General features: G+C 71.7%; 11 protein-coding genes. 8 read left to right on the top strand and 3 right to left on the bottom strand.

What is annotated here, in order from left to right; genetic code table 11:
• Positions 1 to 46: 46 nt before the first annotated feature.
• Both ACTWNK_RS30015 and ACTWNK_RS30010 read right to left on the bottom strand, forming a co-directional pair.
• A complete protein-coding gene (locus ACTWNK_RS30015) occupies positions 47 to 1,957 on the bottom strand; it encodes a serine/threonine protein kinase (RefSeq protein WP_474307947.1) in 1,911 nt (636 codons plus the stop codon).
• A 105-nt stretch (positions 1,958 to 2,062) separates the two neighbouring features.
• Positions 2,063 to 3,424, bottom strand: a complete 1,362-nt coding sequence (locus ACTWNK_RS30010) for an FAD-binding oxidoreductase (protein WP_474307945.1) — start codon at positions 3,422 to 3,424, stop codon at positions 2,063 to 2,065.
• Between the two features lie 128 nt (positions 3,425 to 3,552).
• Here ACTWNK_RS30010 and ACTWNK_RS30005 point away from each other — a divergent pair, with 128 nt between their 5' ends.
• A complete protein-coding gene (locus ACTWNK_RS30005) occupies positions 3,553 to 4,074 on the top strand; it encodes a hypothetical protein (protein WP_474307943.1) in 522 nt (173 codons plus the stop codon).
• A gap of 15 nt (positions 4,075 to 4,089) precedes the next feature.
• On the opposite strand, the gene ACTWNK_RS30000 is transcribed toward ACTWNK_RS30005, so the two are convergent.
• On the bottom strand, positions 4,090 to 5,349 hold the full coding sequence (locus ACTWNK_RS30000; protein ID WP_474307941.1) for an aspartate aminotransferase type Ic: 1,260 nt from the start codon (positions 5,347 to 5,349) through the stop codon (positions 4,090 to 4,092).
• A 197-nt stretch (positions 5,350 to 5,546) separates the two neighbouring features.
• Between ACTWNK_RS30000 and ACTWNK_RS29995 the strand changes: the two genes are divergently transcribed.
• From ACTWNK_RS29995 to ACTWNK_RS29965, 7 genes are all read left to right on the top strand, one after another.
• On the top strand, positions 5,547 to 6,035 hold the full coding sequence (locus ACTWNK_RS29995; protein WP_474307939.1) for a PASTA domain-containing protein: 489 nt from the start codon (positions 5,547 to 5,549) through the stop codon (positions 6,033 to 6,035).
• 103 nt (positions 6,036 to 6,138) lie between these two features.
• Positions 6,139 to 7,188, top strand: coding sequence for a hypothetical protein (locus tag ACTWNK_RS29990; protein ID WP_474307937.1), 1,050 nt, complete (start codon positions 6,139 to 6,141; stop codon positions 7,186 to 7,188).
• A gap of 78 nt (positions 7,189 to 7,266) precedes the next feature.
• Positions 7,267 to 7,500, top strand: a complete 234-nt coding sequence (locus ACTWNK_RS29985) for a hypothetical protein (RefSeq protein WP_474307935.1) — start codon at positions 7,267 to 7,269, stop codon at positions 7,498 to 7,500.
• A 10-nt stretch (positions 7,501 to 7,510) separates the two neighbouring features.
• The gene (frdA, locus tag ACTWNK_RS29980) at positions 7,511 to 9,241 is read left to right on the top strand and encodes a fumarate reductase (quinol) flavoprotein subunit (RefSeq protein ID WP_474307933.1); all 1,731 of its coding nucleotides are present in this window, start codon (positions 7,511 to 7,513) and stop codon (positions 9,239 to 9,241) included.
• Positions 9,238 to 9,975: a succinate dehydrogenase iron-sulfur subunit gene (gene sdhB / locus ACTWNK_RS29975; RefSeq protein ID WP_474307931.1), complete on the top strand. Its 738-nt coding sequence runs from the start codon at positions 9,238 to 9,240 to the stop codon at positions 9,973 to 9,975. The genes frdA and sdhB overlap by 4 nt, the downstream gene beginning before the upstream one ends.
• The gene (locus tag ACTWNK_RS29970) at positions 9,972 to 10,349 is read left to right on the top strand and encodes a hypothetical protein (protein ID WP_474307929.1); all 378 of its coding nucleotides are present in this window, start codon (positions 9,972 to 9,974) and stop codon (positions 10,347 to 10,349) included. The genes sdhB and ACTWNK_RS29970 overlap by 4 nt, the downstream gene beginning before the upstream one ends.
• Positions 10,350 to 10,354: 5 nt before the next feature.
• Complete coding sequence (locus tag ACTWNK_RS29965) at positions 10,355 to 10,690, top strand: hypothetical protein (protein WP_474307927.1); 336 nt, start codon at positions 10,355 to 10,357, stop codon at positions 10,688 to 10,690.
• Positions 10,691 to 10,757 lie beyond the last annotated feature (67 nt).

Raw genomic sequence — 10,757 nt, 5'->3', positions numbered from 1 at the left:
AGTACTGTAGCCGGGCGACCAGGGGCTGTCCGCTACCGGACGCCCGTCAGCCGCAGTGCTGCCAGGGGCTCTTCCACGACACCGAGCCGTAGGTGCCGCCCCACGAGACGCACTTCTTGGCCGCCGTCAGCTTCGCCGGGCCCGCGTACGCCGTGTAGAGGTTGTTGTCGGTCTTGGTGCTGCCGCCCTTGACCGACAGGACGGCCGCCATCCGGTACTTGGTGGTGCGGACGTACTTCGACATCGTCACCACGCAGTTCTGCTTGCTGGTGGCGTGGTAGAGCAGGTAGACGGTCGATTCCTTGGTCAGGGCGCGCGAGTTGAGCACCTTGAAGCCGGAGCCGCACACGGCCTGCGGGGTGTAGGGGTTCAGCTTCGGCGCGGGTTTGGCCGGAGGCTTGACCGTCGCCTTCGGGGTCGGCTTGGGCGTGGCCTTGGCCGGGGGCGGCTCCACCGGGTTCAGTGTCGTCGGCCCGGCCTCGGGCTCGACGAGGTCGTCGTCCGGTTTGGCGGGGGGCGTCGGCTTGGCCGTGGGCTTGGCCGCCGGTTTGCCGGTCGTCTCGTCGGGCGCCGGGCGCTCCTGCGGCGGGGAGACGACGTCGATCGGGTCCGCGGGGGGCTGCGGCTTCTTCGTCCTGGTCGCCTTGGGCTTCGGGCTGTCCTCGACGACCTCGGGCGGCTGGATCTGGGCCACGTCGTCGCCCGGCGTGGGCACGACCTCGGTCTGCGGGTCGGGCGCGGTGCTCGCGTTGCCCGCGAGCACCACCTCCTTGGCCGGGCCGCTCGGCTGCGCGAGCAGCACCGTCCCGCCGACCACCAGGGCGCCGGCCACCGCGATCCCGCTCACCACGGCGAGCGTGCGTCGCCGCCCGCCGGGGGTGGCGCGGGGCTTTCCGCCGTGGCCGCCGTGGGGCGCGGGCGCTCCCTGCGTCCTGGGTACGGCCGGCGGCGCGCCGTAGCCGGTCGGGACGGCCGGGGTGTCCTCGGGGTCGGCGGGCGTGCTTTCAGGAGCTCCGGGAGCCTCTGCGGGGGCGCCAGGAACGGGCGGGTTGTCGTAGACCGGCGCGCTGGCGCTCGGCGCCTGCTGCCCGGCGGGGGCGACGCCGCTGTTCGCAGACGCACCGGCGGCCGCGATGCCCACGGCGGTGGTCTGGCCGGTCAGGCGGGTGACGAGTTCCTCGGCCGAAGGGCGGCGGGTGGGGTCCTTGGACAGGCAGGCGGCGACGAGGCCGCCGAGCACGCCGTCCAGCGGGCCGATCTCGGGCTCCTGGTGCAGGATGCGGTTCATCACGACGGGGATCGAGTCGGACCCGAAGGCCGGTCGCCCGGTCGCGGCGAAGACCATCGTGACGCCCCACGCGAACACGTCGGCCGCGGGCGTCACCTTCTCCCCGGTGAGCTGCTCGGGCGCCAGGTACGACGGCGTCCCCATCGCCATGCCCGTGGCGGTCGCGCCGGGCGAGTCCAGCGCCCTGGCGATGCCGAAGTCGATCACGACCGGCCCCTCGGGGCCCATCAGCACATTGGCCGGCTTGAAGTCGCGGTGCAGGATCCCGGCCCGGTGGATGGCGGCGAGCGCCGTCGCGGTGCTGATCGCCAGCCGCTCCAGCGCCGCGCCCCGCCTCGGCCCCTCCCGGTCGACGAGCTGGCGCAACGACGGCCCGGGCACGTACTCGCTGACGATGTACGGCCTGCTGCCGTCGAGGTCGGCGTGCAGGACAGGCGCGGTGCAGAAGCGCGCCACCCGCTGCGCCACCGCCACCTCGCCGAGGAACCTCTGGCGTGCGTCGGCGTCGGCGACGAGCGCCTGGTGCAGCAGCTTGACCGCGACCTGCTGGCCGGTCGCGGCGCGCCCCAGGTAGACGACCCCCTGACCGCCCTCCCCGAGCCTGCCCTCGATGTCGAACACGCCCAGCCGGCGCGGATCATCCGCAGCCAGAGGCTGGAATGGCGTCACGTCTAACCCCCGGTTTAATCCTGTTATTGGGGCGAAACGCTACCAGTGGGACGTGTGTTACGTCCCACCTCTTACCGACGCCGGTCGGAAATGCCGCAATCGCTGTCAAATCCCCTTGCCGGGATTGAGCAGGCCCAGCGGGTCGAACACCGCCTTGATCCCGTGCGACACCTCGTCGACCAGCGACCCGGTCTCCAGGCCCAGCCAGCGCTTCTTCAGCAGGCCGACGCCGTGCTCGCCGGTCAGCGTGCCGCCCAGGTCGAGGGCGGCGCGGAAGACCTCGTCGGCCGCCGCCCAGACGTTCGGCGGCGGCTCGGGCAGGCCGTGCTCGAAGATGAACACCGGGTGCAGATTGCCGTCGCCCGCATGGGCCACCGTGCAGATCCGCACGCCGTGCCTGGCCCCGGCCTCCTCGATCGCCGTGACCATCGCCGCCAGCTTCGAACGCGGCACGCAGACGTCCTCGGGCAGCAGCGCGCCCAGCCGCTCCTTGGCGTGGTAGGCCATGCGCCGCACCGCGATGAGCTCGTCGGCCTCGGCGGGTGTGGTGGACACCGCGACGAACGAGGCGCCGTGCCCGGCGCACAGGGCCGCCATCCGCTCGCCCACCGCCGCGCTGTCGGCCGCGTCCGACTGGCCGATCAGCATCGCCGACGTGGTCGCCTCGAGGCCGATGCTGCGGTAGTCGTCGATGGCCTCAAGGGTGGCCCTGTCCATGAGCTCCATCAGCGACGGGCCGCACCCGGCCGCCATGATCGCCGAGACCGCCGCGGCGGCGTCGTGCAGCGAGCCGAACTCGGCCGCGATCGTCGTGGGCGGCGCCGACGGCACGGGCCGCAGCCGTACGGTGGCCGCGGTGATCACGCCGAGTGTGCCTTCGGAGCCGACGAACAGGCCGGTGAGGTCGTAGCCGGTGACGCCCTTCATCGTGCGCCTGCCGGTCGTCAGGACCCGGCCGTCGGCCAGCACCACCTCGAGGCCGAGCGCCGAGTCGCGCGTCACGCCGTACTTCACGCAGCGCAGGCCGCCCGCGTTGGTGGCCAGGTTGCCGCCGATGGTGGAGATCTCGTAGGAGGAGGGGTCGGGGGCGTACATCAGGCCGTGCGCGCGTGCGGCCCGGTCCAGGTCGGCGTTGATCACGCCGGGCTCGACGACCGCGATCTCGTCGGCGGGCGAGAGCTCCCTGATGGCGGTCATCCTGGCCAGCGACAGCACGATCGAGCCCTCGACGGCGGTCGCGCCGCCCGCGAGCCCCGTGCCGGCGCCGCGCGGCACGACGGGCACCCGGTGCTCGGTGGCCCAGCGCATCGTCGTCACCACGTCGTCGCGATCGGCCGCCAGGACGACGCCGAGCGGTTTGCCCGGTTCGAGGAAGGTACGGTCGCGGGCGTAGGAGTCGGCCACCTCCGGATCGGTAAGAACCCGTCCTTCGGGCAGGGAACCGACAAGCGCCTCGATAGCTGTCACACAGGGACCATAGCCGGTGCCGTCCCGCGGCCTTCGAGTTGCGTCCATAGGACGAGGGCACGACACTGGCCGGGGTGCAAATGGAACCTTCCTGTCCTCAGTGCGAAATGTCGGACCGGGCGACGTCGGTGCCCGGAGTCGTGGCCTCGGGTACGACGTTCCGCATGGGCTGGACCCGTGTGGCGCGCGACCGCGATCTGGCCGACGTGCCGCCGATGACGTTCTTCGGCACCGGCAAACGGCCGATGACCAGGACACAGCTGGCGATCTGGCTGTCGTTCCCGCATCCGCACGAGATTCCGCGTACCCGGCACCAGGGCATCGTCGTGCTCTGTGTGGCCGCGCTGGCCCACCTGGTGGCCGCACTGTTCTTCGGCATGGGCGACGACCCCAGCGTGTGGGGGGTCCTGGTGGCGCCCTTCTGCTTCACCGGGCTGTTCTGGGGCGTCGGCGCGTTGTTCGTCGGCTCGTCGTACGCGGCCAGGCGGCGCGACCAGGCCGAGGCTCCGGCCAGGGCGCAGGCCTTGGAGGTGTGGAAGAGCCTGTACTACTGCTCGCGCGACAACGTCGTGTTCGAGCCGGGGGTGGGTGTCACCTTCCACCCCCGGGAGACGCGAGAGTACATCTTCGGCTTCATCAAGCGCCGCTGAGCCCGGGCCGGTCGGTCAGGACGCGAGCAGCTTCTCCGTCGCCACCAGGCGCACGCACACCGCCAGGCCCGCGATGGCCTGCTCCAGCTCGGGCAGGTCGGGGTAGGTCGGCGCGATGCGGATGGTCCGGTCGGCGGGGTCGTCGCCGTAGGGGTGCGTGGCGCCCGCGGGGGTCAGGGCGATACCCGCCTCCTTGGCCCTGGCCACGACCGCCTTGGCGCAGCCCTCGGGCACGTCGAGGCTGATGAAGTAGCCGCCTTCGGGGCTGGTCCAGGTGGCGAAGCCGGTGCCGCCGAGCTCGGCGGTCAGCACCCGCTCCACGACCTCGAACTTCGGCCTGATCAGCTCACGGTGCCTGGCCATGTGCTTGGTCACCCCGTCCTCGTCCCGCAGGAACGCGGCGTGACGCAGCTGGTTGACCTTGTCGGGGCCGATGCTCTGCTTGCCCGAGTGGCCGAGGAACCACGCGACGTTGGCAGGCGAGGCGCCGAAGAACGACACGCCCGCGCCCGCCAGCGTGACCTTCGACGTCGAGCCGAACACGAACACCCGGTCGCCGTTGCCCGCCTCGGTCGCGACGGCCAGCAGGTCGGCCAGCTCGGCGGGGGAGTCGGTCAGGTGGTGCACGGCGTAGGCGTTGTCCCAGAAGATGCGGAAGTCGGGCGCGGCCGTCGCCATCGTCGCCAGGCGGCGCACGGTGGTCTCGCCGTAGGTCAGGCCCGAGGGGTTGCTGTACTTCGGCACGCACCAGATGCCCTTGACCCGCGCGTCCTCGGCGACCAGGCGCTCGACGACGTCCATGTCGGGGCCCTCGTCGTCCATGGGCACCGCGACGAGCTTGATGCCGAACCGCTGGGCCAGCGCGAAGTGCCTGTCGTAGCCGGGGACCGGACACAGGAACACGATCTCGGGCTCGTCGACCCAGCGGCGCTCGCCGCCGGGCAGCACGCTGAGCAGCGCGTGCACGATCGCGTCGTGCATGAGGGCGAGGCTGGAGTTGTTGCCCGCGACGAGCTGCGCGACCGGCACCTGCAACGCCCCGGCGAAGATCTCGCGGATCTCCGGAAGGCCCTGCTGGCCGCCGTAGTTGCGGGTGTCGGTGCCGTCCGCGGCGCGGTGGCCGACATCCAGGGTGATCAGCTCGGCCGCCAGGTCGAGCTGGCGGGGCGAGGGCTTGCCCCGGGTGAGGTCGAGGGCCAGGCCCTGCTCGCGAAGGGCGTCGTAGTCGCGCTTGGCCTGCTCGTGCTGGGCGGTCAGCTCGGCAGTCGAGGTCACGGGGGCTCCAGGGTCGTGTGGTTCGGGGTCGGACCTCCGAGGATACCGGCCGTGCGCCCGGCGCTTCCGACCGATCCGGGGCCAGGCCGTACCCGGGTCGTGTGGAACGTGACAGAACCGTCATCCGTCTGGCGGACTTCCGGGCGGGGGCGCACTACGATCCGGCACAGTCGACTTCGGGGGGAGAAGGGACTGTCGTGGACTACTCTCACCCCGATCAGGAGTCCTGGCCGCCCGCACGCAGGGCGCCGTCGTCGCTCGTGGCCGTGCTGGTCGTGCTCGGGGCGTTGACCGGAGGGTTCGGCGTGCTCGGCGTGATCGCCCTGGCCGAGGGCGACCAGGCCGCCGCGCCCCGGGTGCCCGCCGCCGTCACGCCGCCCGCGGCCGAGGCGCTCGCCGTCGAACTGCGCAGCCCCGAAGGCACGCCGCTCGTCCTGCTGCCCGACGTCAGGGGCCTGGACGGCCGCACGGCCAAGGAGCGGCTCGGGCAGGCCGGGCTGTTCACGGTGGCCGAGCGGGCGGTCGGAGGGCGCGGCGGCGTGGTGTCGGGCATGTGGGTCGTGGTGGGCCAGTCGCCCAGACCCGGCACCGAGGTACACGGATCGGACGAGGTCGTGCTGTGGCTGCGCCGCCCGGCGGCCACACGCGGCGGGCGTCCGGCGCCGTCGAGCCCGGCCCTTCCCTGACGGAAGCGGGGCAGGGCCGCTCAGGGCAAGCGCATCGGCCGGGCGACGTGCCGTGGTTTTTCGGCTACGGTGGGAGACGAATCCCCTGGCTGAGGCGGTGGCGATGCGCGCCCACATCGGCAGGTCGGCGGAGATGGCCGCCGCGCTCGCCCTGCTCAGAGATGTTCGCCTGGTGACGCTCACCGGCCCCGCGGGTGTCGGCAAGTCGCACCTGGCGGCCAGGATCGCCGAGCGGGCGAGCGCCGAACCACCGCAGGAGTGGGCCGACGGCGTGGCCGTGGCCGATCTGAGCCAGGTCGGCGGGCGTGCCGAGATGCTCACGCTGATCGCCGAGTGCCTGGGCGTCGGCGCGACCGGGCCGGAGGAGCTCGCCGACTGGCTGGGCACCCGGCGGATGCTGCTCGTGCTCGACACCTGCGACGCGGGCCTCGCCGAGATCGCCACGCTCACGGGCTCGCTGCTCAAGGCGATGCCGGGCCTGCGGGTGCTGGCCACCAGCAGGCAGTCGCTCGGCACGCTGGGCGAGCACGTGCGTGTGCTCGACGGCCTGCCGCAGGGGGAGGCGGCCACCCTGTTCGGCAGGCTCGCCGCCGGACTGACGCTTGACCCGGCGCTGGCCGCGGCCTGTGAGGGCCTGCCGCTGGCGGTGGAACTGGCCGCGGCCGCCCTGACCGCCGAGCGGCTCGCCGCCGAACGCCTCGCCGAAAGCGGCCATTGCGCGCCGGTCACGAAGCCGGGCAAGGGCGGCGACGCCGGGCTCGGCCTCGCGGGCGGCCTGCTCGACCTGCTGGCCGACCCGCACAGGCAGGGCCCGAGGCGCCATCGCTCCATGCGCACGGCCATCGGCTGGAGCCACGAGCTGTGCTCGGCCGAGGAACGCCTGCTGTGGGCCAGGGCCTCGGTCTTCCCCGGCGACTTCGACCTGGCCTCGGCCGAGAAGGTCTGCCTGGGGCCCGGCCTGCCTGCCGGGCACGTGCATGCCGTACTGGCCGGGCTGGTGGACAAGAGTGTGCTGCGGCGGCGGGAGGACCGGCGCGGGGTGCGCTTCCGTATGGCCAGGTGCGTGCGGGAGTTCGGGGCCGAGTGGCTGGTGCTGCTGGGCGAGGAGGGGCACGTCCGATCCCTGCATCGGCAGCTGAATCAGGCGAACTGACCTTTTCAGAAGCCGCTCGCGGTGCTTGTGTGGAGAGCAAGGCCCACCTGTGATCCACATCACACGGGAGGAGTGCCGATGAGCGGTACTCGCACCCCCTTCACCGCGGAGCCCGCCCCCTGCGGCCGGAGGTCGGACGGAGAGCACTTCTTCGACGACGACGGCTACGGCCTGCTCATCCGCGACCAGTACTTCGACTGCGGATGCCGCCGCATCAGGCACGAGTACCACGACGGCAGCATCCATCTGGGCGCCGTCAGGCACGACGGCAAGAAGGTCAAGGAGCGCCAGGACCCCGACCGCGGCTGGTGAGAGGGCAACGATGATCGACGTACTTGTCGTCGGAGGAGGCGGAGCCGGACTGCGCGCGGCCATCGCGGTCGCCGAGTCGGACCCTTCGTTATCGGTGGCCGTCGTCTCCAAGGTCTACCCGATGCGCAGCCACACGGTCTCGGCCGAAGGCGGCGCCGCCGGGGTGATCGGCGTGGACGACAGCCTCGACGAGCACGCCTATGACACGATCTCGGGCGGTGACTGGCTGTGCGACCAGGACGCGGTGGAGGCGTTCGTCGCCGAGGCGCCGCGCGAGCTGATCCAGCTGGAGCACTGGGGCTGCCCCTGGAGCAGGGAGCGCGACGGCAGGGTCGCGGTGCGCCCGTTCGGCGGCATGAAACGCCTGCGCACCTGGTACGCCGCCGACAAGACCGGCTTCCACCTGCTGCACACGCTCTTCCAGACGACCCTGCGCCTGCCCGACGTGATCAGGTACGACGAGTGGTTCGTCACCAGGCTCGTGGTCGACGAGGGCAAGGTGCACGGCGTCGTCGCCGTCGAGATCAGGACGGGCAGGATCGAGACGATCGCCGCCCGGACCGTGATCCTGGCCACGGGCGGCTGCGGCCGGGTCTTCCCCTTCACCACCAACGCCGCCATCAAGACCGGCGACGGCATGGCCCTGGCCTACACGGCGGGCGCGCCGCTGAAGGACATGGAGTTCGTCCAGTACCACCCCACCGGCCTGCCGTTCACCGGCATCCTCATCACCGAGGCGGCACGCGCCGAGGGCGGCTGGCTGATCAACAAGGACGGCTACCGCTACCTCCAGGACTACGACCTGGGCACGCCCACCAGGGAGCCGAGGCTGCGCAGCATGGAACTCGGCCCGCGCGACCGCCTGTCGCAGGCGTTCGTCGGCGAACAGGCCAAGGGCCGCACCGCGCAGACCACGTACGGCCCGGTCGTCTACCTCGACCTGCGCCACCTCGGCGAGGCGAAGATCGACGCGCGGATCCCGTTCGTACGCGAGCTGTGCCGCAGCTACCAGAACCTCGACCCGGCCGTCGACCTCATCCCGGTCAGGCCGGTCGTGCACTACATGATGGGCGGCGTGCACACCGACGTGCACGGCGCCACCCCGATCGCCGGGCTCTACGCCGCGGGCGAGACGGCCTGCGTGAGCATCAACGGGGCCAACAGGCTCGGCTCCAACTCACTGCCCGAGATCCTCGTCTTCGGCGCCAGGGCGGGCCGGGCGGCGGCGGCCTACGCGCGCGAGCACAGGCGGGGCGAGGCGTCGGCCCTGCGCACCCAGGGCGCCGACGAGCTGCGCAGGCTGGAGCGGGTCAGGGACGCGCGGGCGGGCGGCGAGCGCATCGCCGACCTGCGCGAGCGCATGCAGGAGACGCTGGAGCAGGCGGCGGGCATCTACCGCACCGGCGAGCGCCTGGCCGAGGCCGCCGACACGCTGGGCGAGCTGAGCGAACGCGCCACGCGCGCCGGGCTCGACGACCACAGCGGCGCCTTCAACACCGAACTGCTCACCGCGCTCGAACTCACCTCGATGATCGAGATCGCCCGCACGATCGTGGCATGCGCGCTGCTGCGGCGCGAGTCGAGGGGCGCGCACCAGCGCAGCGACTTCCCCGAGCGCGACGACGCCGGTCATCTCGCGCACTCCCTGGTCACCAGGGACGCGGACGGCGCCCCCTCGGTCGGGGCGCTGCCCGTGACGATCACCCGCTGGCCTCCTGGAGAAAGGGTGTACGGCCGATGACGGCGAGCGCGGAGCGCACGATACGCCTGGAGGTGGCCAGGTACCGCCCCGAACAGGACGACGAGCCGTACGTGCAGGCCTACGACGTCCCCCTGCACGAGGACTGGGCCGTCCTCGACGGCCTGGCCCACGTCAAGGACAGGCTGGACGGCACGCTGTCGTTCCGGTGGTCGTGCCGGATGGGCATCTGCGGCTCGTGCGGCATGAACGTCAACGGCGAGCCCAGACTGACCTGCGGCGCCTTCCTCACCGAGTACGGCGAGGGCCCGGTCAGGATCGAGCCGCTCAAGGGCTTCCCGGTGATCAGGGACCTGGTCGTGGAGATCGACGACTTCCTGGCCAAGCTCACCCACGTGCGGCCCTGGCTGATCAGGGAGGGCGAGGAGCTGCCGCTGACGGCGGAGTACGCCCAGACGCCCGCCCAGCTGGAGGCCTACAAGCAGTACAGCATGTGCATCAACTGCATGCTGTGCTACTCGGCCTGCCCCGTCTACGTGCTCAACCCGGACTTTCTCGGTCCCGCCGCCCTGGCGCTGGCCCAGCGCTACTCGCTCGACTCCCGCGACCAGGGCGACCGGCTCGACCTGCTCGACAGCGACGAGGGCGTGTGGGGCTGCACCTTCGTCGGGGAGTGCACGAGCGCGTGCCCCAAGCATGTCGACCCGGCCGAGGCGATCCAGCGGCTGAAGGTAACGGCCGCGATGCGCTCGCTGCTGCCGTGGAGCAGGCGATGAGCGCGCTCTACCGGCCGCCTCGCGACCGGCTGTGGTTCCTGCGCAGCCGGGCCTACACGGTGTTCGTGCTGCGCGAGCTGACCAGTGTGTTCGTCGCCTGGTCGATGGTGTACCTGCTGATGGTGTGCGACGCGGTGCTCGACGGCGACCTGGCCGCGTTCGCCGTGACGGCCGCCCAGCCGTGGCTGGTCGCGCTGAACGTCGTCGCGCTGGCCGCCACGCTGTTCCACTCCGTGACCTTTCTCAACCTCGCGCCGAAGGCCACGGTGATCAGGCTGGACGGCTGGCGGGTGCCCGCGTTCGTGATCCAGGGCGGCAACCACTCGGCGTGGGCGCTGGCCTCCCTGGTCCTGGCCTTCTTCGTACTGAGGTGAGCGGCGTGAGACGTCGGGCGGAGCCGTACCTGTGGCTGCTGTTCAGCGGTGGGGGAGTGGTGGCGGCGCTGGCGCTTCCCGTGCTGGTCGTGCTGTTCGGGGTGCTGATGCCGCTCGGTGTGCTGCAGTGGCCGCAGGGGCTGGGCGCACTGCTGGATCCGTGGCCCGTGCGGGCCGTGCTCGTGGTGGTCGCGGGGCTGTGTTTCTTTCACGCGGCGCATCGCATCCGCTTTACCAGTGAGGAAATAGCGGGAATTCGAAGGTTCGATCCGGCCATAGCACTGGTCGCCTATGGCGGTGCTATAGCCGGGACCTGTGGTGCTGCTGGGGTTTTATTCTAAATTGATCACATTTCAACAACGGGCTTTACGGGTCCTTTACCGTCCATCTAGCGTCCGCTTGTATCGG

This window comes from Nonomuraea sp. IBHARD001, assembly GCF_056106265.1.
Note: the sequence above shows the minus strand (reverse complement) of the source record. Positions and strands in the feature narration are given on the sequence as shown.

What these genes read in the sequence shown, in the direction of transcription:
- frdA (WP_474307933.1), top strand. Translation starts at nt 7,511, where the DNA reads ATGATCGACGTACTTGTCGTCGGAGGAGGCGGAGCCGGACTGCGCGCG.
- ACTWNK_RS29990 (WP_474307937.1), top strand. Translation starts at nt 6,139, where the DNA reads ATGCGCGCCCACATCGGCAGGTCGGCGGAGATGGCCGCCGCGCTCGCC.
- sdhB (WP_474307931.1), top strand. Translation starts at nt 9,238, where the DNA reads ATGACGGCGAGCGCGGAGCGCACGATACGCCTGGAGGTGGCCAGGTAC.
- ACTWNK_RS29970 (WP_474307929.1), top strand. Translation starts at nt 9,972, where the DNA reads ATGAGCGCGCTCTACCGGCCGCCTCGCGACCGGCTGTGGTTCCTGCGC.
- ACTWNK_RS29985 (WP_474307935.1), top strand. Translation starts at nt 7,267, where the DNA reads ATGAGCGGTACTCGCACCCCCTTCACCGCGGAGCCCGCCCCCTGCGGC.